Source organism: Silicimonas algicola (assembly GCF_003148765.1).
GTDB lineage: Bacteria > Pseudomonadota > Alphaproteobacteria > Rhodobacterales > Rhodobacteraceae > Silicimonas > Silicimonas algicola.
In genome coordinates this window covers 38995-63516 of the sequence record NZ_QGGV01000015.1, presented here as the reverse complement: position 1 = coordinate 63516, position 24522 = coordinate 38995, and the positions used below count along the sequence as shown (strand labels likewise).

Genomic DNA, 24522 nt, shown 5'->3' with positions numbered 1-24522 from the left:
TGTCCGTTGAACATCAGAGAGACGTCGACGAGGAGCGCGAAGAAGACGCCGTAGATCGGGACCCAGAGGACCCCTTCGACCGTGACTGCGCCCGTATCTTGCCTAAAGAAGCTGTTAATTCGACGTCCCAGACTACCAAGCACACACATCCGAAAACTCCCAGGATTTGCAAGGAATCCCGCGATATCCATGGGTATCAATAGTCTTGAATTGCGTCCGAAGTCTGATCATCCCGGGTTGAAGACGAGGCTTTATCGCGGTCTTTTGAGTAGATTTGTCAGTCCCGTCTGGCTCACCCTCAGCAATCCTAGAGCTTCCTCGATTGTCGCTCTCGCCTGCTCTGTCTGATGATCGTCTGCACAATTCGTCACCAAAATCCCTCGCCGCGAGTCACAGTTTCGCCCACTTGAGGGAGCACTTTCCTCGCGTGTAGTTTTTTGTCAGCTCCTAGCCATGTTGGTGGAGCAGTAACGAGTGAGACAGATATGGCGAGCAATTCGCATCAAATCCCCGATTCCATCTCCTGTGTTCTCTCCGCCCTTGTGCGCCTGGTTCGTTTTGGCCGGAGCAGATCGAGCCTGCACCTGACGTCGTTCACGCAGATCGGGGAAAGAACTTCCAGGAAGGACCCATCGTACTTGCGGCCAGAAGAGCCGAAGCAGGACGATGCGCAATCCCGGCCGCTCGGCAGGCTGCCCTACGCTTTCTGATTCGAGGCGAGGCGGGAGCGATCCTGCGGCCGCAGATAAATATCTCCGTAAACCCAGTAATCAGTAAATGTACGAGGACTGTAATGAGTAAAATCTCCCTAGGAACTATGTTCATCTTTTCAGCCGCGCTGGCTGCCTGTTCGGACAGTCGCTCTCCCGAGCAGTTGACCCGGTCGGAACCACTTCCGGTCAGTGTCGAGGCTCGCCAGGGAATGGGCGTGGCCACTGTCTACTTCGCCTTCGACGGCGTCCAACTCAACCCTCAGGCGCGGTTGCTGCTTGATGCCGAGGCGGCGCGCATGATGAAGAACGCCAGTTCTGACTACGTCATCATCGGACACGCCGACAAGGTTGGATCGCCCGACTACAACCACGACCTCGGCTTGCGCCGGGCCTTGAGCGTTGTGACCTATCTGGTCTCGAAAGGTGTCTCCCGCGAGCGGCTGGTTCAAACGGCCTCATTCGGCGAGCTCTCTCCTGTTGTAGTCGTCGACCAGGCAGAACGCCTCAATCGACGCGTGGTCATCCTGCAGAAGACCCCCTCGGGTTCCGCGAAGGCTTTGGTGCGGGACGAGGGAGAGCGGGCCCGTGACCGTCTGGCAGCGGGCCCTGAGCAGCCCCAGGTCCAGACCCCGCCCACGTCTGGCGGGCCGTCCGATCTCCCTGGTGAGACTGAGACGCCGGACAATGAGACACCGGATCAGTCCGAAACACCCCCGCCGTCGCAGCAGGACCCGGAGAGCAACCCCGGTGAAGGCGAGGACGGTGGCACGGGCGGCGATGAGTCCAGCAGTCCGGCGGAAGAGCCTGGAAACGAACAACCCGGTGCACCCGAAGACGAACAGTCACCCGGGAACGGGAGTGGTGGCCAAGGCAACGGGAGCGGCAACGGGAACGGCGGCCAAGGAAACGGCAACGGGAATGGGAACGGCCTGGGCCGTGGCTCCAATGGAGGCAACCAGTCCGGGACGCATACCGATGCCGGTCGCGGCAACGGCGCGGAGGAAGGCGATCCGGGCAACTCTGGCGGCCGGAACCAGGGCGGCGACAACGACTGACGGGTGGAACGTGCGACGAGGCCGCTTGGCCGGTCTCGTCGTGGCCAGGACCGTGTCGATGTTTAGCGAGAAATCGTGAGGAAGAAATGAATCAAAGGCCGTTTTCACAGACCGACGAGTTTCGGACGCAGACTGCGACCGAGGCGGAGAGCGCCGATCTGGCCAAGAAACTGAACGCTCTTGGCCCCGACGTGGTCAGGGCAAAGCTCGCAGCCTCGTACTTTAAACCTGTCTCGATCGTGGAGACGGAAATTGGAGGCAGAGTGGTGAGTGCTTCCCCAGCCTTCGTAGAGCGTTGGTTGGTGGCGCAGGACGCCCTTGCTCGCCGTCGATCACGGACCAATGACCGGCTTACGTGGCTCGCGGCTGCCGCGGCGATAGTCGGTGCCGTGGCGAGCGTGCTGGGCCTACAAATGTGAACGGGAGTATGCGAGCGAGCTCAAAGCCGCGCACTGAAGGAGAGGGAGTACAGCGCGCCAATGAGCGCAGTCTTAATGCCATAGCCAAAGACCCGCGCGGGCAGCCTTTGACCGCGCTTCCGGTCGAGCGATCGCTTTTGGGCAGGGAACGCGGGGTCGCCGTCAGCTCCGGCGAAACCTCCACCCACGGCGCCGGGTGACCCTTCGTCCGCGACGGCGCTTCGACTTTTGCTGGCCGAAGCTGCTCTTCCCGAGCGCTCCAGTATACCTCCCCGAATTCCATCAAGAGAAGCCGGAGTTGGAGTTTGATCTGCCGTCAGACGTCTTGGGACCTGCCGCATACGCGTCCTGGCATTCGTTGCATGATCGAGGATCTCGGACTTGAGGCCATTTTTCCAAGTCGAAGCCCACAAACCACTTGCATAGAGCATATTAGGGATTACTGGCAGCCAAGATGCCACCTGCAGTATAGAGAGCCGTCAAGGGCGCAAAGAAACTTGCGCCGAAGCTGTGCTCATACTTGGCCTGCACGTAATTGTTGTCGCCGACCGTCCAAAACCTTCGGCCGAAGCCAAGGGTCTCAATTGACCCGTTGCAGCCGTCGTCAATATATAGCAACGTCTGCGGTGGCCATTCATCATCTTCCTTCGGGTAGATCTTGAGGAGTAAGTCCATCCACTCATCGAAGATGTTGCGCCCGCCGGCGTCAGTGTCGTTCATCAGGTAATAGCAGTTGCCTTCGGCTTTGGCGACCTCGATCAAGATGAGCTGCCGGCCTCGGGAGACCGACATTGCTGCGAACTGCGCAGTGTCTGTGGCTGAGGGAGACCTGCTGTCGATGAAGCTCCGAAGCGCTGCAGCTTCGGCGCCGACGACTTCGCCGAGCGGTCCGTACTTCAGGCTTCCGAACAGAGTCTCCGTAGCAAGCTTTGCCGGCAACGGAGCCCGGGTCCCATCTGCCGATCGCGCAACTCTCCCGATGAAGCCGTACAATTCCTCTGGGGAGAGTTTCAAGATTTTCAGCCCACGTACGCCCAATTCAAGGCTACCGTCGCAGCCGTCATCTACAATGCTGAACGGCTCCTCATCACGGAGCTTAAGACCAATGGTGCACCGCATCATGTCTTGGGACGCGGAGTATGAAACAAACACGTTCGGGGACATCAGCGAAACGTAGAAGTCTCCTGCCTCGTTCCGGAAGCGGTCATAGCGGTTGCCAAGGTCACTCTTGATGGTCTCTGGGCTGGCGCGACCGGGTAACGCAGAGCCCGCACCCGCAGGCGACGCTCCGTTATTTGCGGGTGCCATCGGCGGTTCCGTGATCATGGACGTACCATCGGATCCCTTCTCCTGCGCAATGGATGAAGCGTCCAGGCCTCCAGAACGCTCGTCATTGTGATCCTGCACAACCGTGTAGCTGTTCAGACGCGTTGCAAAGCCTTCTTCCAGCATCTCGGGTAGAAGCACCTCAACGAAGCTAAGCGAGTTCACCTCATAGAAGTCGCCTACGGAGTTCACCTGGGAGGAGATGGATTTGGCATGACCTGGATCTGTCGTGGCGAGGCGTGTCAGATAAGCCTCTAGGTCTTCTTCTCTGACATAGAAAACCTCGATTTGCTGACCTCGGACGCGGGCAAGGCTGTAGGCGTACGGGAACCTGTCCTTCGGAAAGTAGCTCATTAGGAGGTAAATGCCGGCGCCGACAGGCCGCATCCGGAATTGTTTCGTATCCTTCTCCGGCTCTACCATTACATAGTACCCGTTCGTAATTTGAAGGGCGACGGGAGGATTGTCACTCCCGATTAGCTCGAGGCGTGTGCCGGCCGCGAACGGATAGGCCGCGTCTTGCTCTGCGACCAATGGCTGTTTTGAGACAAAGCACCCAGCGAGGATAAGGGGAATGATTATGGCGCCCAGGAAGCGTAGGAAAAGACATCCGCGCGACATCATAGCTTGGGCTTCGTGACGGACACTTCAGGCGGCTCCGGCATCTTATAGCGTCCCATGTCGACGAGCCCATACCGGAGAAAAGCATGCTCGGCGTCGCTATGGATCTCGGCGACGAGAGTGGGCCCGCATCGATTATAAAAGTCGGGAGGCGGCTCTTGAGATACTAGCGTTGCCACCTTCAAATACGGGCCATGAATCGGCAAGAACATCGCAGTCCGGCTGTCGAGTTCTGGACCCTCAGATCGGAAGCCAACGCCTATGCTTCCGAGGAAAAACGTAACATAGCAAGTTGAATCCGGATGCAGTGGCTCGAGCTCGAGCAAGTCCTTCGCGTCCAGCTGGCGGAAGTTGACGCCTAGATCGCCGGTCCACACCATCTTGGGGCGCTCAGGGAATCCCTTCACATAGTCTGGCTCTCCGTATTTCTCGACGAGCAACTGAACAAGGTCCTCCTTCACTTTAGCCACATCCTGTCCGGCAATGGGCACTGCAATAAGACGGGCAATCCCTGCAAGGCGCCCCGTCTCCTCCGGGCTCCAGTAAAGCGAGACACGCTTCCACCTGTCCTTGTCGATGAGGACCATGAAATCCTGCATCGGCTTTGGGTTTGTCATTCGGGCGCTGCTCAGGGTCCCGGACCAGCCGACATCGATCTCAGTTCGCGCCAGTTGCTCCGCTTCAGCAATCTCCATGCCCAAACGAAGACCCATGATATCGGCATTCGACAAGTCCGTGGGCGGCTTGACGGGTTCAGGCTCCGGAGCGCGGAAGATCTCGGTCAGGCTCTCTGGGTTTGGACGCAGAACCATGGCCTCCTTAGGGTGATCGTTGTGGTTCACAGCATCTGCACCAAGTGGGCGAGCAGAAAGAACCAGAACGCTTTGTCCGTCATGCTCGAATTTCCATGCGGTACCAATCTGAAGCTGGACCCTGATGAATGGCTGGCCGGAGATGCTTGAGCTAGCGGGCAACACCACAGCGTAATCCGTGGCCGGCGCTGGAAAGACGAAGAGAAGCCGATCTATGCCAGGCGCCAATTGTTTCGCCGGGGTTGCATCGACGAGATGCGTCGTGGGAACCCCAAGGGCTTCGGCGAGCTCGGCATTTGTTGGCGTCTCGGGGAGTTTGTCGATGAAACCGAGCCGCCCAAGGGTGCCGACCGGGTACGTTGGGCGGCGATAGTAAAGACGCCCGAGCCCTGCACCTGCAGGGAATAGGGTGTGGGGCGCTGTCTCGCCGATTGTTACGGTCTGCGCTGAATTCAAAAGCTCCGTCATGTCGTCAGCGCTAAGCACGTCCTTCATGTCGGCCGGCGCATCCGCGAGTGTGAAGAGCACCTTCTCGGGTTCTTCGGGATTCACCAGGTGGTAGGGCGACCCGCCGATGATGCGGATATTGAGCTGCGGACGATTTTGAAAGTCGGTGCCCCAGCCTGTTCTGACGGTTCCGTCGATCGTGAGGAAAGGCGGCCATTCGATGACTTGCTCATAAAGATCCCGGGCGTCGTCTCTGTCCATGGCTATCGTGGTCGGAAAGTTCCGGTAGGTCTCTGACAGGGTCGGGCTGATGAGCCCGTACACAGGCACCGGATGGTTGGAGCAACCGTAGCCGCCACCGCCGTCTTCTATCGGAAAGTATCCACGCCCGAGGTCGTACTCCCGGATCTTCACCGGACAGAAGACCCGGACGTCGAGGTTGTCGACTGGATTGGCTGATGCAAAATTGACGATGAACTCCCTCGCCGCCTTCGCCATATCTTCCCGTACGAAGGGGTTCGAGACGACCCTGTTCATCGCTGTCCCAAAGCTGAACGGGTCCCTTTCTATCCGGCTTTTGATGCTGTCATGGGCGCCCGGGTAGTGTTCTGCAAGGAAGTCCCGCTGTGCGTTCGGCGGAAGAATAGAGAGAGCGAAGAGTGCGGCCTCATCGGTGGCGAGCGCACGCTCTGGGTTCTTGGCGATTGCGCTGATTGCGATGGCCCTGGCTGCGGCTGCCGTCTGTTCATTGGTGTCAAATTCGATCCGCCTCGAGGGCCCTGTTCCGAGAACGATGCGCCCGTCGATACGAAGCAGTCCTGCCTCAAGCTGGCTTTCGGCAACGGAGGCCGTCGAGGACAGGATCATGACCACGGCGCCGGCTGCGAGAACCGAGAGTGATTGTCGATGGCTATTGTTCATCTCATTCTCCAGCCGGCGGACGATGACTGTCTCTCGCTCAATGCGGCCGCCGGCGGCTCGCGAGATGGGCGAGCTTGGAAGGGATCAGTTAAGAGACCGCAGAAGTCCGGGCGATCTGAGACCAAGCTGGGGTGCCTTACAGGCGCCGGGTTCTAACCTCGTGGCGCGCTTGCGATGTCCGGTCATGCTGACCTCCCTGAGTCCGTCCGGTGTCAAAACCTAACAAGGGCACGGGGCGCACGTCGACTTTATAATGTTTCCGTTTGCCGCTGCGGAGCCGTATCACGCTGCTCTGAAGGAGAAAAAATTTGGGGCGGCCCTCAAACCGCGTTAGTCACGCCATGCGTACCTTGCTGTTCGCTGCACCTGCGTGGCCGATCCACATGAAGGTCGGGAAGGATCGATATGCCGGAAGGTGAAAGCATCACGGCCCGCAGCAGTGTGCCTATCTGACGCCAGCATTTTCCGAGGGCATGAGCGCGGTTCAAGTCAGCGGGGGGTTCGCGAATGAGCGAACGCGCATCAGATGACGCGGCGGATGAGCGGCGAGCGGCGCAGGACATCGGTGACGACGAAGGCGATCGTGACCGTTGCCGTCACCGACACGATGAGCGCGGGTCCGTTCGAGAGCCCGAAGGCATCGAGCGCGCGGCTTGTCGCGACGAGGATCGGAGCGTGCAAGATAAAGGCGCCATAGCTGTTGGCGGCAGCGCGCGTGCGGGCCCGGGCGGACACCAATCCCGGGCGCCGGCTCAGGGCGATCAGGCCGGCTATGGCTCCCAGCGCGACGAGAGGCTCCCAGAACGCATAGACGATCGCCGCGAGGGACAGCCCGGTCTCGAACGCCGGATCGTCGGTCGAAAGAAGGGCCATGGGAAGCACAGGAAGGGCTGCGGCTCCGACCGCGAGCGAGAGGAGAATGCCCCGCCTCGGAAGGGCTTCGAGCCAGTCGTTTCGCCCGGCCGTGACGCCAAGCGCGAAGAGCACAACGTAGGACGCGAAATAGCCGAGCTGAAAGCCCAGTACCGTCGCGCCGACGGGTACCGCTTGACGGATCAGGAGCGCGAGCACGCCCGTAACGAGGGCGAGGGCCAGCCAGGAGAGAAAGCCGGGGATAGGGCGCGGCGCGTGCATCGTCCGCGGCAGAAGTGCCAACCCCACGGAGAAGACGAGGAGGGCGGCCGGGAACCACAGCGGGCCAAGGATGAAGGTGCCGTCCATGATCTCCGCAACCGTGCGCCCCCAGATTCTAACAAGCGGCTCCTGCGCGATAGCCACGGTCAGGGGCCCAAGCAAGAAGCCAAATAGGAGGACCGGCAGACCGAGACGCACGGCACGGTCCTTCAGGAACGCGGCGGGCCCCTTCCGGTCGAGAGACCGCGGCGCGAGATAGCCCGACACAAGGAAGAACAGCCCCATGAAGAAGGCCTGGTTCACGGCGGCGAGGAAGGTCAGAGGAACGCTTATTTCCTCCGTCGCCCTGAAGAACCAGCTGCCGCTCGCGCCATAGGTGATTGCCGCGTGATGAAAGATCACGAGACAGGTGAGTCCGACCCTCAGCCGGTCGATCCAGGCAGAACGGGACGCGGCAGCGGATGCCTGACGAACGGTATGACGCTGTAGATCGATGGAGACGTTTGCCACGATGCGGGTCCGATAATGAATGTTCTGGACGCACTACCATGCCATCGGGGCATCCGGCAGAGGCAGCCAGCGTCGGCCTGAAAAAGGCGCCCCCAAGTGTTTACTTGGCCGGGTTCAGCGTGTCGAATCGAGAAAACGGCCAAAGTTGTGGTGTAGCAAGGGCATCCTCCCCGTCGGAAAAATCGGAGCAAGTAGGGCTCTTGCGAGCCAAAGCGAAGCGAACCAACACGGTTTGTGGCAGCCCCAATAAATTCGTAGCCGCCCCGCCGCCCCGCCGCCGGATCGCGGCAGGGCATCTTCTGTCCGCGGTTCGATTTCAGTCGCCACTGATCACGTGGCCCTATTGCAACTTTGATACGCGTTATAATTCAACAGCTTAAAAGGTGGAGAACGTTGGATCCCAGTCCCGTCTCCTCCGCCACTGGCCCTTGAGAAAGCGTTCTCCCCGTCGTCCTCAGGCAAGAATTCTTCGTTTAGCTAAAGGGTTATGCGCGCGGGGCTCAACACTTCCTTGGTGCGAAGATGCCAAAGGGCGTTCTCTCCGGACCGATATTCTCTCGACCTGATGACTGCTCCGATTTGGTGTTCAGCTTGTAAGTCACTTATCAAATTTACTATTTCCAAGTTGGGCCGAACACTTCGATGTCAGTGCATCTTCACCTGTGAAGGCCGCGTCATCACCCAGAGCGAACGCAACTTGCAGACCTCTGACCGCCAGGGTCTCATCGACAGGGATACGGCCGGAACAGTCCGAACGGAGCAGCGGCGCTGAGGTGGGCCGGCAAGGGCGGTCGGGCGCTGCGAGAGACGGTGGCTCGGAACGCAGATGAGTTTGCCGCGGGACTGCGTCCGGTGGTCGAGGCCATCCAGGCGCAGGGCACGATGACCCTGCGAGAGATTGCAGGAGAGCTAAATTCCCGCGGGATGCTGGCGCGGCGGGCGGTGGCAGGAACGTGCAGAACCTGTTGGAACGGTTGGCAAGCTGACGAGAGGCCGTCAGAGCCATGGCGGTTTTGTGCCGTCCAATCTCGGCCGAAGGCAAGATACAGCCCGGTCCGTTCTTGAGTTCGGCGTCAAAGACCCAGAGTGGCTCGTAATACTCGCAACGTTCGGTTCAGCAGGCTTAGCAAGACACGCTAGCCTTTACCCTTCCCATCTTTGCCTTTACCGCCGTCGCCACCTTTGCCCTTGCCGTTGCCGCCACCCTTGCCTTTGCTGCCGCCCTTGCCTTTGTTTCCTTTCGAGCCTGAACCTCCAGCGTCCGTCGCAGGCGCTCCCCCTGATGGTTTGCTTATTGAAGGACTACCGATAGGTCCCCTGTCGCCGGAATTCGGGGCGGAGATGTCGCGCCCGCCGCCAATCACCGCACCGAGGAGCGCGCCAAGTCCGCCTCCTTCAGACTGCGTTCTGGTGGTGCGAAGGACCCGGACCTCCCTTTCCTTTGCGGCGACGCTAGCGGGTGCGACGACGTTGCGGGAAACCGAAGAACGTAACGGGGCAACCGGGGCCGCTCCGTCGCCCGCGAGCCAGAGTTCCACCACCCCTTCCGTGGCGGTCCCCGAACGGTCGGAAAAGTCACGGGGGCGTGCGCCCAGCGCCTCGGCCAGCGCCTCGGCCTGATCGCGGTAGGCCCGCTGATAGTAGCGGACCTGGGTTTGCGAGATCGAGTGGGGGACGTCGGACGCGTCGGTCACGACATAGCCGGACCTCACGATGCGATCCTGCACGTCTTGCATCGTGCCGGCCGGCGCGAGGTTCGGGACGAAGACGCGCAGGTCCATCGGTCTCGCGCGCTTGAAAGCTGGTACCGGCTCCTTTGCCTTCGGCGGTTCCGCCGAAAGGGCGGCGCTGATCAAGGTTGCGGGACCGCCCCTAGATGGCACGGTAGACATGCCCGGCAGCGCCAGGGGGGCGATCTGCGGCGCTTCGACCTCTGCTCGTTGGACGGGCGCCGAGAGGGCGGCGATCCGCGACGGCGCGACGGCCACCGTCCGAACGGCTGCCTCCGCCGAAGCGTCTTCCAGACCCGGGGGCGGCAGGCTCGACCACCGCAACTCGGCCGCCGGGAGTCCAGCCTCAGGCAGCGCTTGGCTTGAAAAAGACGCGGCGTCGGATGCCGTTGCGGACAGGCTGACAGACGGCTCCGAGATCGCGACCGGCGGCTCCGCGTGGACCTGTGGCGAGACCGAGGCCGAGAAGACATGCAGCTGCGGCATGACGTTCAGGCGTTCGGCGATAACGGCGAAGGCGGCAAAGACGCCGACGGCGGCGGAGAGACCCCCGATCACCGGACGCGTGCGGACGAGCGCCGACGGCTGCGCCGACTCCTCAACAAAAGTTGCGTCCGGCGCGGGCGTGTCGTCCATCGCCTGCTCGGACTTCAGAGACAATTCAGAGCGAGGGGCTCTTTTCTGGGCAAGAGCGATCTTGCGGCGCGCGCGCGCGTCCTCCAGCCGCTCTTCGAAGTTCATCCTTTCAAGCACTTTCCGCACATCGGCAGGAAGATCTTCGGGCAGCGATCCCTGCTGTAAGGAACTAGAATATCCCATGTGTCCACCGTGAGACTGCAAGGAAACTGTGCCGCTAGGCTCGGTTCGCCGGGCCGGGTCGGGCCGTGTGTGGCGACATTTACGATTTGAGAACACCGGCAAAGGGATAATGTTCCCCACTGGGCGGTTGTTTCGCTGGCGAAGGTGTCCGCGTCGACGCCTTGGTCACGCCCTCACCGACGAACGTCCCTGCAACCGCGAATGAGCAATCGGGAGAGCTGCGCCCTTTCGTGGCCGGACAATCGACCGCAGGACGAAACGATCCCTCTGCTTGAGTTGCATCCCATCAAGGGTCATGATCCGCTCAGGGCGCAGGTTCGGCCTTGCCGCTCCCGCACAACGGACACAGGAGCAGGAACATTCAATCCATCGTGATCGCTTCCGATCTTTCTGAGCGGTCAGATCGCGCTCTCCAAAGGCGTTTTCTTCTGGCCAGAGAGCCGGGTGCCTGCGCGACTCTGGTGTCTATCGTCGACCACAGCGCTCCGGAGAGCGTGGCGGGGGAACTGGTCGAAAAATGCCATGCCCATCTGGAGCCGTCTGCCGCCAACTTGGCCGGCGATGTTGGCGATCCCATCCCGCGCCAGGTCGATATCGTCATTTCTGTGGGATTCCATCGGGCGGTGGTTAGCAGGCACCGCAGCCGAGGGCTTTTCGATGGAGTGCGACAAACGACTTTGGAGAGTGTCGTGTCCCAGTCGAGAATAACGGTGTTGATGGCGGTATCGCCAGTGCATGCGGAGTATACTCGTGTTTTGGCACCGGTGCCCTTTTCATCGGCCTGTCAGCAGACGGATCTGTGTCCGAATGACCGCTGCTCCGCTACAGAACCGATCGTTCACACGCCAGCCAATGAACCGACCCGATGCCAATTTTCCGTGCATTATTGACCTGAAGACACCGCTGTGACCGAGCAGGAAGCAACTGTAGTCGTGAACGACTTATCGCTCATCATCATCGTGCTGCTCCCGTTCATCGGCGCGCTGTTTCCGGGGCCCATGATCCGCGCCGGGCGAAATTCGTGTGCGATCTTCACCGCACTTCCTACGGCACTTTCCTTGATCATGCTGCTGCTGCTCGCCCCCTCGGTGATGGACGGGCAAGTGATCGCTGTGGAGCTTGCCTGGCTGCCGCAACTCGGGCTCTCGGTCGCGTTCTTCCTCGACGGACTTGGCCTTCTGTTCGCGGTGATGATACTCGGCGTCGGGCTGCTGATCACGCTTTATGCGCGGTTTTACCTTTCGGGCGATGATCCGATGGGCCAGTTCTACACGTTCCTTCTGCTGTTCCAGGGGGCGATGCTCGGCATCGTGCTTTCCGACAACATCCTGCTCTTGCTGGTTTTCTGGGAACTCACGAGCCTCTCGTCATTTCTCCTGATCGGTTACTGGAAGCACCTGCCCGAGGGGCGACAAGGCGCGCGGATGGCGCTTGCTGTGACCGGTGGCGGTGGGCTGGCGATGATCGCCGGAATGCTGATCCTCGGCGAGATCGCCGGGAGCTACAAGCTGACCGACATCCTCTTGCAGGGCGAGGCGATCCGGACTTCGGAATGGTACATGCCGGCGCTGATCCTGATCCTGCTGGGCGCATTCACCAAGTCGGCGCAGTTCCCGTTCCACTTCTGGCTGCCGCACGCGATGGCCGCGCCGACGCCGGTCTCGGCCTATCTGCATTCGGCCACCATGGTAAAGGCGGGCGTGTTCCTGATGGCGCGGATGTGGCCGGTGCTGGCAGGTACCGACGCGTGGTTCTACATCGTCGCGACCACAGGGCTGGTCACCATGGTGCTGGGCGCACTGATCGCGCTGTTCAAGGACGATCTGAAGGCGCTCCTGGCCTTCTCGACGGTCAGTCATCTGGGCCTGATGACGATGCTGCTGGGATTCGGGACACCGATGGCGGCGGTTGTGGCTGTCTTTCACATCATCAACCACCTGACGTTCAAGGCCGCGCTCTTCATGACCGCAGGCATCATCGACCATGAAGCGCATACGCGCGACATCAAGCGACTTGGCGGGCTCAGAACACTCATGCCCGTGACCTTCGTCATCGGTGCGCTCGCGGCGCTGTCGATGGCGGGCATTCCGCTGCTGAACGGCTTTCTGTCCAAGGAACTGATGCTTGAGGAGGCCGCGCACACGACGTGGGCGGGCAGCCCCTACGCGCTGCCCGCGCTCGCCACGTTGGGCGCGCTTTTGTCGGTCGCATATTCTTTCCGTTTCATCGGGCATGTCTTCCTTGGTCCGGTGCGCGCGGACTATCCCCACAAACCGCACGACCCGCCATTCGGCCTGTGGGTCGCGCCCGCCCTGCTGGTCGGGCTAGTCGTCCTGATCGGCCTCCTTCCGCACATCGTCGAGCCGCTCGTGCGTGTTGCGGCGGGCGCGGTGACCGGGGGTGTATTGCCCGAGTTCCATCTCAAGATATGGCACGGGGTCACGCCCGCGCTCTTCATGTCGGCCATCGCGGTTCTGGGCGGGGCGGCCCTGCTGGCGATCCATCATCCGCTTGACCGGGCCTGGATCGCCGCGCGCCGGCCCGAGGCCAAGGCGATCTTCGACAGCGTGGTCGGCGGGGCAACCGGTCTGTCGCAGCGCTTCACGCAACTGACCCATGACGGCGCGATGTCCCGTTACCTGGCGATCTTCGTCGCCTCCACCACTGTACTCGGCTACCTCGCCTGGCGCGGTGGCGGATTGCCTGCGGCCACGCGCGACCTCTTGCCGGTCCCGCCGGTAGTTCTGGTGGGCTGGGTCCTTCTGCTGGTGGCGACGGGATCGGTCGTGCTGATGCATCGCGACCGGTTCCGGGCGCTCGTCGTGATCGGCGTCATCGGCCTGACGGTTTCGGTGGGCTTCGTCTACCTTTCGGCCCCGGACCTGGCCCTGACGCAGATATCGGTCGAGACAGTGACCATCATGCTACTACTGCTGGCGCTCCACTACATGCCCAAGGTGTCGCCGGTCGAAAGTTCTGTCGGGCGGAGGATCAGAGACGGCGTGATCGCTGTCGCGGCCGGGGCAGGAGTGGGTGCCCTTGCCTACATGTTCCTGCTGCGCGATACGCCGTCAATCTCCGAATATCATCTCGCGAATTCCTACGAGGGCGGCGGCGGAACCAACGTCGTGAACGTCATTCTCGTCGATTTCCGCGGTTACGATACCTATGGCGAGATTATCGTCCTGGGGATCGCGGGGCTCATCATCTATGCGGTGATGGAGGCGCTCCTGAACGGTCCGGCCGCGCGCAAATTGCGCAATACCGACTATTCGAGTGACCGCTCCCGGGATCGACATCCTCTGATGATGGTCATCGCGACCCGCGTGATGATGCCGATGGCCATCCTTGTGGGGATCTATATCTTTCTGCGCGGGCACAACCAGCCGGGCGGAGGTTTCGTCGCCGGTCTAGTCGTGTCGATCGCGCTGCTCATGCAATACATGGCGTCGGGCTTCGCCTGGACCCAGAGCCGCCAGCGGATCGAATATCACACGATGATTGGTTGGGGCGTGGTGATCGCCGGCCTGACCGGCGCCGGCGCATGGCTGGGCGGAAAGCCGTTCCTGACCAGCGGCTATGACTATTTCCACTTTCCGCCGATCGAGGAATTCGAACTCGCCACTGCAATGCTGTTCGATCTCGGTGTGTTCCTGGCGGTTCTGGGGGCGGTGATGCTGATGCTCTACAGCCTGTCGCGGATCGCGCACTACGCGGGCGAAACGGTCAATCCGGAACCCATGGACTACGACCCGTCGACGCGGTCACGTATCGTCAAAGAGGAGAAATAGCGTGGAATTCGTCGTGGCCAGTTCCGTCGGAGCACTGACCGCCGCAGGTATCTACCTGATCCTCCGCCTCAGAGCGTTTTCGACAATTCTCGGGCTCGCGCTCCTCTCCTACGCCGTGAACGTCTTTCTGTTCGCATCGGGGCGGCTTGCCATCGACCTGCCGCCGATCCTGTCACCCTATGGCGAGGCTAGCTACACCGACCCGCTGCCCCAGGCGCTTGTCTTGACGGCCATCGTCATCTCCTTCGGCATGACCGCCGTGCTGGTGATGGTCGCGCTCGCGTCATATCTGGAATCCGATGACGACCGAATCGACCTGCCGCAAGCCGAGAAAGACGAGGAAACCGGCCGAGGCGCGACGCAATGAACCACTGGATCATCGCGCCTGTGATCCTGCCGGCGCTGCTGGCACCGGTCCTCGGCTTCGTCATGCGCCATGACATGCCGCTGGCGCGCACAGCTTCGATTGCCGGAACCATCGCGCTGATGGCCATCGCCCTCGGGCTCTTTGTGACGGCTGCGGGCGATCCACAGGTCTATTATCTTGGCGACTGGCCAGCGCCGTTCGGCATCGTCCTCGTGCTCGATCGGCTTTCGGCCCTGATGGTGCTTGTGACCACCATACTGGCGTTGCTGGTCCTCATCCATGCCGTCACGACGGGGTGGGATGCACGGGGCCGGCATTTCCACGCGCTTTTTCAGTTCCAGTTGATGGGAATCACCGGCGCGTTCCTGACCGGCGACATCTTCAATCTTTTCGTGTTCTTCGAGATCCTGCTCATCGCCTCCTACGGGCTGATGGTCCATTCCGGCGGGCGCGACCGGATGCGCGCCGGGCTGCAATACGTGGTCATCAACCTGGCAGGATCGACGCTGTTCCTGTTTGCCCTCGGCGTGCTCTATTCGACCACCGGCACATTGAACATGGCCGATCTCGCGCTGCGCCTGCAGGACATACCCGTGGAGGAGGGCGCGTTGATCCGCGTGGCCGCCATGCTTTTGATGATCGTCTTCGCGTTGAAGGCCGCGCTGTTTCCCGTGCAGTTCTGGCTGCCGGCCACCTATGCCAACGCCCCGGCGCCCGTCGCTGCGCTTTTCGCGATCATGACCAAGGTGGGGGCCTATGCGATTTTGCGCATCCACACGCTCATATTCGGTCCCGGAATCGCGGCAACCGACGGAATGGCCGGAACATGGCTCTTTCCGGCCGCCATTGTCACGATCGCGGTCGGCGCGATTGGCGTGCTCGGTGCGCGGCATCTGATGGCGCTGATTGCCTTCTCGGTCCTGGGATCCATGGGCACACTGATGGTGGCCATCTCGGCCTTCTCGCCCGCCGCGACAACCGCCGCACTGTACTACCTCGTCCATTCCACATTCGCCGCAGCTGCCCTGTTTCTCCTGGCCGATCTGGTGACGGCGCGCCGCGCGGGCGATCGACTTGTCGCCGTGCCGGCAACCTCGCAGAACGGGCTGTTCGCGGCGCTCTTTTTCGCGGCGGCGATCGGCATGGCCGGGATGCCGCCGTTGAGCGGTTTCATCGGAAAGCTGATGGTTCTGGACGCGCTGCGCGAGCCGGGAACCATGGCCTGGGCCTGGAGCGCGGTGTTGATCGGCTCGCTCGTGACCATCGTCGGGTTCGCCCGGGCCGGGAGCACGTTGTTCTGGAAATCCACCGCGCTACTGCCCGCTGCGTCAGGAGGTCCCGTTGTGCAGGCGGAGCCAACCGCCGCCGCCCGACCTGCCGGTGTGGCGGGACTTGCCTCGGTCATGACGACCATTGCGCTGTTGGCCCTGCTGACCATTTTTGCCGGGCCGCTCGTCGGGTATCTCGACGGAACGACCGCGCAGATCTTCGACAGGGATGGGTACGTGACCTCGGTCCTTGGAACGGAGGGGGAGACCTGACATGATTGGCCGCCTCATCCCGCATCCGCTTCTGAGCGTCACCCTGGTCGTCGTCTGGCTGGGCCTAGTCAACACCGTGACACTGGGGAACCTGTTGCTCGGTGCTTTCCTCGGCCTCGTGGTGCCGATGATCACGGCGCCCTACTGGCCCAATCGTCCGAGGCTCCGCCGTCCCCTCGTGGCTGTCAGATACGTCTTGGTCGTGCTCTGGGACATCATCGTGGCCAATGTACAGGTTGCATGGATCATCCTGTTCAAGCGGAACGCGGACTTCCGGTCTCACTGGATTAACATCCCGCTCGACCTCCGATCGCCCGAGGCGATCACGGTGCTCGCCGGCACGATCACGATGACGCCCGGTACCGTTTCCGCCATGCTGGCCGCGGACGGACGTTCCATTCTCGTTCACTGCCTGCATACCGAAGATCCGGACCACGAACGGGATAGGATCAAGCAGCGCTATGAACGGCCGCTTATGGAGGTATTCGAATGATCGCCATTGCCCTGATGATCGCCTACGCCTGTTTCGGACTCGGGCTCCTGTTCTGTCTCTGGCGGATCGCTTTCGGGCCGACACTCTCCGACCGGATCCTCGCGCTCGACACTATGGTGATCAACCTGATCGCTCTGCTGGTCCTCTACGGGATCTGGAAAGGCACGGCGGTCTATTTCGAAGCCTCGATGCTGATCGCCATGGTGGGCTTCGTCTCAACCGTCGCCTATTGCCGCTTCGTTCTGCGCGGCGACATCATCGAATAAGGAGCGACATGTCCGGTATCGTGGAAATCCTGATCTCGGTCTTCATCGTCCTCGGCGGCGTGTTCGGCCTAGTCGGCTCATTCGGGCTGGTAAAGCTGGGCAACACGATACAGCGGCTGCATGGGCCGACCAAGGCGACGACGCTGGGGATCGGATGCGCGCTTATCGCCTCGATGCTCTATTTCTTCTCAAGCAAGGGGTCCGTGTCTTTCCACGAACTCCTGATCACCCTGTTTCTCTTCCTGACTGCACCGATCAGCGCGAATTTTATCGCCAAAGCCTACATCGTCCGCAACATCGAAAGGCATGAGCTTCCAGCATCGGGTGGCGAATACGGATGGTCGGTCTATGACGATCCGCCTGCACTGAACCAGGAGAAAGAGAACGAAGGAGCGCGTCCAGGATCCATTACCTGATGTCCCTAGTACTGCGGGCTTGGTCCTTCCCGGTTGCGTCAGCACCATGCGGGAAATGCGGGAACAGCCCCAGCGCCATTGAATATCGCGACCGGGAGTAGGTTCCAGTCTGGCCGCTAAGCCTCTCCTGCTGCGCGCAAGCTTCATGGCCCGAAGGCTGCCCGCTCGGCGAGATCGTGCCCATCTGACGCGGTCTCCGAAACCGTGCCGTCTGCTCCAGTGCCCGTCGAATAGGCCTGGAGAAGGCATCAGCCAGAAACCGAGCCGCTCGGTTCTAAGTCTGCCGGGGAACACCTCCGGCAGAATCTTAAACGGCCCGATTACGACTATCTCAGCGTTGCATCGAACTCGATGAGGCCCCGACCGTCACTTGTCGAGGGAGCGACGATGATCTTGGCGTTTGCAATTCCGGGCCCAGAGAATTCGATCGACCGCATTAGAAGGTCATCAGCGCCCTGTGTGACAGAATACCCGCTGCTGCCAAGGTTCTCCTCCCAAACCGCGAGCAGTTCGTCGACATCAGCTCGCGTTGAAATGGAGAACATGCGGACTGTCGATCCAATCGCACGATCTGTGACGACCTCCGCATCCTCGGGGAGTGTAAGTTCTTCCGGCATCCAGTCCTGCCCAAGCTCGTCGGCATAAACAACCGCCGTGGCGGCCAGCACGAGCCAGGCTGCGATGAGCACATCCCTGATCTGGAACAGCCGGAAGCCGGCACGCAGTCGTCCCGGGAGGGCCGTTGCAAGAGAAGGATGCGGTGCTTCACACGTCAGGACTGTCATGGCCTTCAAGCTATGGGTCATCGCGATGTGGTCAAGGTCATAGGGCTCTGCGATGGTTCAGACGCTCAGGCTTAGACGGATACCCCTCGTGCCGCCATATCCAGTTCCGTGACGACTTTTCCCCGATTTCATCGAGAGTCGCAGCGGGTTCACCGCGCTCGATCTTCGCTATTGCTTTCGCAGTGGCCCAATTTGGGGGGGCTTTGATCCGGCGGGTCTGCCCAAACTATGGGCTCAAGTCGTCACGATCCCAAGCCCCCAACGCAGAGGATGCTGTCATGGCGTCCATTCGGCCGAGGCGGCCGACACTTTGCTGATCAAGCTCGACCGGTCTGCGGTCGGCTGCCGTCTGCGCCGAGGCGGTCCGCAACTCCTGCAACTCCGCTCGAAGGCGGGGCAGAAACGCAGCCTTAAGCTCTTCCGCTATGGGGTCAGCCGTGCCGATCACCGCAAGAGCAGGACCGGAACCTTGCAGGATCGCATCATCTCGGTCGTCGTCGAACCGATGACGAGGCTGCGGATACGGCTGTGGCCGTAGGCGCCCATGACAAGCATTCCGAAGCCTTCCCCGTCGACCATCTTGCCGAGTTCAGCGTCCGGTTGGCCCGGCACGATACGTGTGTCCGCTTCTATTCCTGCCGCCTTCAACAACGCTTTAGCGTCCGTGAGGTTCTTTCTGGTCTCGGCCGTTTCCGTGCCCACGGTCACGAGGGTGACGGACAGACCGGCAAAGAAAGAGCTGCGCGAGATGTGGTCCACCGCCTTCATTGCGGATCGGCCGCCGTCATAGGCCACGAGCACCGTCTCGATGGGTTTGAAGGCGCGCGCGGCGACGAAGACCGGACGGTGCGCGGCGCGCACGATGCGCTCGAGGTTGGATCCGAGATGCCCTTTGGCGAAATCTGCCGCCTCACCCCGCTTGCCGATGACGATGACGCGGGCATTGTCCTCGACCTCGCCGATGGCCTCGACGATGTCGCCATGCCGCAGGCGCGTGGTGATCTCGGTCACGCCGTCCTGATCCACGATGGCGCGGGCATCCTCGAGGATCGCGCGTCCGCGATGACTGACCAGTTTCGCGCGCTGCGCATCGAGCGCCGCCAGTTCCTCCATCAGCGTCGTCCGCGCCCCGAGCCGGATCGCTCCTGACAGGTCCGTCTTGTCCGGAGCTTCGCGCCGGCCCAGCACATGAATCAGCTCGACGGGCGCTTGCGTCCGCTGCGCGATGCAGGAGGCGAGGTGGCAGACGCTTTCGGAATAGATGGAGCCATCCACCAGGGCGATGATCTTGTCGGTCATGCTGTCTCCTCCTTCAGTGCGCCATCAGCTTGTCCATGGCACCGGGCTTGTCGTGGATGGCCAGCCGGTCGACCAAAGTTTCGGTCGCGTCGTTCATGCCCACCACCTCGACCTCGGCGCCGTCGCGGCGGAACTTGAGGATTGCCATGTCGAGCGCCTGCACCGAACTGATGTCCCAGATGTGTGCCGCGCTCACGTCAATCACCACGCGCTCCGGCGCTTCGCGGAAGTCGAAGGCATCCATGAAGTCCTCGACCGAGCCATAGAAGAGCTGTCCCGCGATGTGGTAGGTCCGCACCCGGCCGTCGTCGCTGATCTCGGAGGTAACGTGGAATAGCTGCGCAATCTTGCCCGCGAAGAAGATGCCCGACAAGAGGACGCCCACCAGCACGCCGATGGCGAGGTTGTGTGTGTAGACCACGGTCACGACCGTCGCGATCATCACGATGGACGACGAGCGCGGGTGGACCGTCAGGTTCTTGATCGACGACCACGAGAAGGTGCCGATCGAGACCATGATCATGATCGCCACGAGGGCGGGCATGGGGATGATGCTGACCAGATCGCCGAGGCCGACGACAAGGATCAGCAGCACGACACCGGCCGTGAAGGATGACAGGCGCCCGCGGCCGCCGGACTTCACATTGATGATCGACTGGCCGATCATGGCACAGCCCGCCATGCCCCCGATGAAGCCGGTCGCTGTGTTGGCAAGACCTTGACCGATGCACTCCTGGTTTCGGTTCGACTTCGTATCGGTCAGGTCGTCGATGATGTTCTGGGTCATGAGGCTTTCGAGAAGCCCCACGACGGCCACGGCGACCGCGTAGGGGACTATGATCACCAGCGTCTCGAGAGTCAGCGGGATATCGGGGAGCAGGAAGATCGGCAATGTATCGGGCAGCGCCCCCATGTCACCCACGTTGCGCACGTCCAGCCCCAGTGCAACCGTCAGGGCCGTCAGAACGACGATGGTCACGAGCGGCGAAGGCACGGCTGTCGTCAGGAAAGGGAACAGGTAGATGATGGCGAGCCCCGCCGCGACCAGCGCATAGGTCAGCCAGGTCACCGCGCGCGGGTCGAGTTCCGGGAGTTGAGCCATGAAGATCAGGATCGCAAGCGCGTTGACGAACCCAGTCATCACCGACTTCGAGACATAGCGCATGACGAAACCGAGCTGCAAAAGCCCTGCGCCGATCTGCAGAAGCCCTGCCAGCACGGTCGCGGCCAGCAGATATTGCAGGCCGTGATCCCGCACCAGCGTGACCATCAGGACGGCGGTTGCGGCCGTGGCGGCCGAGATCATGCCGGGCCGCCCGCCCGTGATCGCAGTGATGACCGCGATGGAAAAGCTCGCGTAGAGGCCAACCTTGGGATCGACCCCGGCGATGATGGAAAAGGCTATGGCTTCGGGGATAAGTGCCAGGGCCACGACAAGCCCGGCCAGCAGGTCGCCGCGAATGTTGCCAAGCCACTGGGCGCGGTAGGCGTCGAGTGAGATCATTGGAATGGTTTCCGATACCGGTCCGGCGCAGGTTGCGCCAGGTCAGTGTGCAAAGGCACCGTGTCCTTGGTTGTCCGGCGGATCGGCGGCCGGAAGAGCCACCCGGAATTGCATCCAGGTCCAGGTTTGTTGCTGTGCGGCCTAAGGACTGTAACCAAGAATGGCAACACGAAAGACCACTCCAGTAGTTCAACTCATGATCTGTGGCTGGATCCTTACCATCGGACGGTCCCGCTGCCTTTGTAAAATTCGGGCTGGGCTCGGGCTCGCCGCGTCGAGAGATTGTAAGTTGCGAACGTGAAGAATCTATTGGCGCGGATTAGTTGCCAGGGCCTACCTGCGCTGCCCGAACCAGGGTTCTTGTCAGCCGAAACAGCTCGGTGAAGGAGACAGACGATTACGAACCGCAAGGACGACAAGGACGACAACAAGTCGGGTTCTGGAACGAAGGACTCCGGCAAGAAGTGGGCAAACTCGCACGGCGGCCGGATCGGCGGCGGGTCATCTTTCGTCCGTGGTCCGATTTCAGTTGCCCTTGAACCAAATGGTCCGATGCATCATTGCCATTGCCTTACAAATCAATAGCTTACCAAGCGGGGAACGTTGGATCTCGATCCCGTCTCCCCCGCCACTGGCCCTCGCGAAATCGATCTCTCGATCCGGCTGCGGCCGAATTTTTTCGTTGGCTTCGAGGGTTATGCGGGTTGGGCTGAGCACTGGCTCCAGCGCCAGGTGGCGCTGAAGCGGTCACTCTGGGCCGATATTCTCCGGACCTCATGACTGCGCGGATTTAGTGAAGAGGCTGCAAGGTACTCGAAAGACGAGAATAGAGGAGGGTCGCCGCCATGCACTTCGATGTCAGGGGCGTTCACCAAGAGCTCCTGAGATGGCTCTGTCAGAGCAATTTAGCAAATCAAGTTCCTCTGAAAAGGCCCATCGAAGAGCTCTCGATGACACATTGACGTGACGCCCCGCATGAAAATAGGGTCCCGTTAATTCCGTTCTAGCCGAAACGTCGATAGTAATTCTCAATCCAGGGGACAGGTCCTAGGTGGAGGTGGGGGAAGGTGCCCCAAAGTGTCATTTCTCTTGTGTCTGAAGGACGCGGCCTGCCGTGAAATGCGACAATTGATGCGCTTGGCAGTGGCAAGGCGGGTTTGGCAAACAGCCCCATCCCGTTTCTGTGACACAGATGGCGTTTGAAACTGACAACCATTCCCTCAGGCCAATAAGATGCATGCGAAACATGAGCGCCAACGAACTCTTGCTCATTGTTCCAAGAATTCATGTTGGCTTCCTTTCTAGCCAAGAACGCATCTAGAACCGAACTCTCACCACTCGTATCGAAGGAAAATATACACGTTCCGGTGATCTTTTCATCACTTCGTGGTTCGGGGCGCCAACTCTCACCCATATTCTGAAAGACAGCGCCCTCAGAGACCTCAAAGAAACGAGAGAGATCGCCGACAACAAGCATGTCCAGGTCGAGGAATAGAACCCGACCAAGATCAGCAATGTCCGGAGAGAACAGGCTCAGCTTGCGCCAGACACCGGGCCGTTTAGCCTCTTCAGGCGTCAAGGCGATGTCGGGTATCGGACGTGCGTCGATCCGCGGGTCCAAACCGCTCGCGTCGTCCGTCAAGCACACAAATTTCAAGTCATTGGGCGTATGAGCAAGACAAGCTCGGAAGAGCATGTTCACATCGAACGCGCCGAAGGCCGTTCCCCATTTGATCGAAAGAACTGTATTTGGCACTCCCATGTCCCCCAGGTATTCTGACGCGAGAAAGCTGTGAATATCAGAACTCTCATGAACTAAGGAGACCCTCTTTGATGGATCTTGTCAAAACATATCGACTTCAGGCGGGCAGGGCGGTTTCACGTAGTCCGCGGGTCTTGGCCCTAGACTTGAGCAGGATTTCGTTGTGCCATGGCTCAGGTCTTCACCAGGCCACACGCGGGCTACTAATCACTCAACGCTGAATGAAAAGTCGGTTGATCAAAGTCGAAGTCAAGTGTCGACGAGGTCGCGCAATTGTCTTGACAGATAGGAATGCGATTCCGCAAATAGAAAGATACAGAGGCTTGATGTCCATTGCAACTCTCCAGGCCAACCTGTATTCGTGCGCCTCGATGGCTCGACGGAGGAACCGCGAAAGCAAGAACCAGCGAGCCTTGTGCATCGGTGGGAAGGTTGCATGGTTTTTCGATAGTGTCCGGAGATAATTTCTTGCGACCACATCCTTAGGTGTAGTCTTAGTCAGCTGGCCTCCCTTATTCGCTGTTAAATGAGAATACTGTCGTACGCCAGGGTCGGGATCATACCACAGCCCGATGTTCTCCGAGCACATCCTGATAGTGAAGTCGGTATCCTCATCGGTGGTAAGAAGTGGATCGAGACAGCCAAGTTCCTGAAATACGTCTTTTCGTATCCAAAAACCCATCTGAAGTCCTGCAATCTTCTTCCGCATCGAGGCGCTATCGGGAATTAGACCACGATCAAGGCCTCTCCTAGAGATGGTCTGGGTCGATCCATCCAACTCAACATGCTCTATTGCACAATAGCCGGCCAAGGACCCATGAAAGCCAGATTTCATGACTCTCAGGCAATAGTTGGGAAGCATTTCATCATCGTCGTCCAGAAAAAAGATGGCATCACCGAAAGCTGAAAAGACACCAAAATTTCTCGCTCCAGATGCGCCCTTTTCATAGCCGTTAGTTATGACTCTAAGGCGAGTATCCGAAATATCTTTCAGCACAGAAATTGCAGGTATGACGGAATGATCGTCCACAACAACGACTTGACCATCCTCCGGACAGGCTAGCAAGGCTGACCGGACCGCTCGCGGAAGCAGCTTTGGTCGGTTGAAAGTGGGGACAACGATACTTACGGACGCCATTGATACAGGTGCGGATAAGGTTTCAGGGGAGTGCCAGTAAGAAGACGCCAAAAATTGGACACCCTTAAGTGCGACGGACGAGACGGAGACACGAAGTCCAACGGCTCCCTATCTCCTATCTCATCAAGAAACCTCGATCGCCACTCTTCTGAAACGGAATCTCGCTGTACTTGAAGAGCTGATGAGGTACCTTGATATTCTGATACTTCAGCGTGGTTCGCCAGTGCCTGAACAAAATCATTTCCGTCAGGTAAAAGATCCTCATAGATGAATGTCTTGGTTGGCATTCCATTCAATGCGGTATAGCTCCTCCAAAAGGAATAGGATCTTTCGATTAAGAAATAAAACCGGCAAATACTTTCAAAACTGTACTCCAAGGGACCTCGCCTGCCTTCACTTGAAGTCCACGCCTTTGCCTGAGAGGCCTTCGTATACGAGATGGCTTGAGCCAAACGATCTCGACGTTCCAATCGGATAAACTGAACGTCATTATATGATGCAATGCGCCGTAGCGGATCCACTTTGTAGAATTGAAAGAAGTCAAGTAGTTGATAAGGGAACACTTTTAGAAGGAAAATATCATTGGGTGTGGACGCCATAGAGATTATTTTGGATATCAAGGTATCCACGTTTGTATTCTGATAGTCCATGTT

At 60.1% G+C, this 24522-nt stretch carries 18 protein-coding genes and 1 other annotated feature; of the genes, 7 read left to right on the top strand and 11 right to left on the bottom strand.

All coding sequences use genetic code 11. The features are described 5' to 3' along the window. Positions 1-191 (bottom strand): hypothetical protein (locus C8D95_RS22370; protein ID WP_211312669.1); only part of this gene is annotated, 191 nt, incomplete at its 3' end. Between the two features lie 602 nt (positions 192-793). Between C8D95_RS22370 and C8D95_RS21175 the strand changes: the two genes are divergently transcribed. Next, positions 794-1768: an OmpA family protein gene (locus tag C8D95_RS21175; protein ID WP_109761193.1), complete on the top strand. Its 975-nt coding sequence runs from the start codon at positions 794-796 to the stop codon at positions 1766-1768. An 851-nt stretch (positions 1769-2619) separates the two neighbouring features. On the opposite strand, the gene C8D95_RS21165 is transcribed toward C8D95_RS21175, so the two are convergent. From C8D95_RS21165 to C8D95_RS21150, 4 genes are all read right to left on the bottom strand, one after another. Beyond that, positions 2620-3936: a hypothetical protein gene (locus tag C8D95_RS21165; RefSeq protein ID WP_126918557.1), complete on the bottom strand. Its 1317-nt coding sequence runs from the start codon at positions 3934-3936 to the stop codon at positions 2620-2622. Positions 3937-4133: 197 nt separating this feature from the next. After that, positions 4134-6314: a hypothetical protein gene (locus C8D95_RS21160; protein WP_109761190.1), complete on the bottom strand. Its 2181-nt coding sequence runs from the start codon at positions 6312-6314 to the stop codon at positions 4134-4136. A gap of 522 nt (positions 6315-6836) precedes the next feature. Next, positions 6837-7958 (bottom strand): acyltransferase family protein, encoded by a 1122-nt coding sequence (locus C8D95_RS21155; protein WP_164721659.1) that lies wholly within the window; start codon positions 7956-7958, stop codon positions 6837-6839. Between the two features lie 1136 nt (positions 7959-9094). After that, positions 9095-10429, bottom strand: a complete 1335-nt coding sequence (locus C8D95_RS21150) for a LytR C-terminal domain-containing protein (protein ID WP_164721658.1) — start codon at positions 10427-10429, stop codon at positions 9095-9097. A gap of 983 nt (positions 10430-11412) precedes the next feature. On the opposite strand from C8D95_RS21150, the gene C8D95_RS21140 reads away from it, so the two are divergent. From C8D95_RS21140 to C8D95_RS21115, 6 genes are read left to right on the top strand one after another with little or no spacing between them, the layout of a single operon-like run. Continuing rightward, positions 11413-14298, top strand: a complete 2886-nt coding sequence (locus tag C8D95_RS21140; RefSeq protein ID WP_282957645.1) for a monovalent cation/H+ antiporter subunit A — start codon at positions 11413-11415, stop codon at positions 14296-14298. Between the two features lies 1 nt (position 14299). Further along, entirely contained in the window at positions 14300-14665 is a 366-nt protein-coding gene (locus tag C8D95_RS21135) for a Na+/H+ antiporter subunit C (RefSeq protein ID WP_109761185.1), read from the top strand. Then, positions 14662-16206, top strand: a complete 1545-nt coding sequence (locus tag C8D95_RS21130) for a monovalent cation/H+ antiporter subunit D (protein ID WP_109761184.1) — start codon at positions 14662-14664, stop codon at positions 16204-16206. The genes C8D95_RS21135 and C8D95_RS21130 overlap by 4 nt, the downstream gene beginning before the upstream one ends. 1 nt (position 16207) lies before the next feature. Next, positions 16208-16699, top strand: a complete 492-nt coding sequence (locus tag C8D95_RS21125) for a Na+/H+ antiporter subunit E (RefSeq protein ID WP_109761183.1) — start codon at positions 16208-16210, stop codon at positions 16697-16699. Continuing rightward, positions 16696-16965 carry a K+/H+ antiporter subunit F gene (locus tag C8D95_RS21120; protein ID WP_109761182.1) on the top strand — a complete coding sequence of 90 codons (270 nt, stop codon included), beginning with the start codon at positions 16696-16698 and terminating at the stop codon, positions 16963-16965. The genes C8D95_RS21125 and C8D95_RS21120 overlap by 4 nt, the downstream gene beginning before the upstream one ends. A gap of 8 nt (positions 16966-16973) precedes the next feature. Then, positions 16974-17381: a Na+/H+ antiporter subunit G gene (locus tag C8D95_RS21115; protein WP_109761181.1), complete on the top strand. Its 408-nt coding sequence runs from the start codon at positions 16974-16976 to the stop codon at positions 17379-17381. 326 nt (positions 17382-17707) lie between these two features. Here the strand turns inward: C8D95_RS21115 and C8D95_RS21110 are convergent, their stop codons facing one another. The 6 genes from C8D95_RS21110 to C8D95_RS21085 form a co-directional block, all read right to left on the bottom strand. After that, the gene (locus tag C8D95_RS21110; protein ID WP_126918556.1) at positions 17708-18166 is read right to left on the bottom strand and encodes a hypothetical protein; all 459 of its coding nucleotides are present in this window, start codon (positions 18164-18166) and stop codon (positions 17708-17710) included. Between the two features lie 444 nt (positions 18167-18610). Next, positions 18611-19465: a universal stress protein gene (locus tag C8D95_RS21100; protein ID WP_109761179.1), complete on the bottom strand. Its 855-nt coding sequence runs from the start codon at positions 19463-19465 to the stop codon at positions 18611-18613. Positions 19466-19478: 13 nt separating this feature from the next. Beyond that, entirely contained in the window at positions 19479-20969 is a 1491-nt protein-coding gene (locus C8D95_RS21095) for a SulP family inorganic anion transporter (protein ID WP_109761178.1), read from the bottom strand. Between the two features lie 68 nt (positions 20970-21037). After that, positions 21038-21094: a sequence feature (sul1 is cis-regulatory element that is thought to sense ions involved in sulfur or methionine metabolism; They are found in Alphaproteobacteria), on the bottom strand. Between the two features lie 878 nt (positions 21095-21972). Continuing rightward, complete coding sequence (locus C8D95_RS21850; RefSeq protein WP_164721657.1) at positions 21973-22731, bottom strand: glycosyltransferase family protein; 759 nt, start codon at positions 22729-22731, stop codon at positions 21973-21975. A gap of 211 nt (positions 22732-22942) precedes the next feature. After that, complete coding sequence (locus C8D95_RS21090) at positions 22943-23869, bottom strand: glycosyltransferase family 2 protein (RefSeq protein ID WP_109761177.1); 927 nt, start codon at positions 23867-23869, stop codon at positions 22943-22945. Continuing rightward, entirely contained in the window at positions 23857-24519 is a 663-nt protein-coding gene (locus C8D95_RS21085; protein ID WP_164721656.1) for a Stf0 family sulfotransferase, read from the bottom strand. The genes C8D95_RS21090 and C8D95_RS21085 overlap by 13 nt, the downstream gene beginning before the upstream one ends. Positions 24520-24522 lie beyond the last annotated feature (3 nt).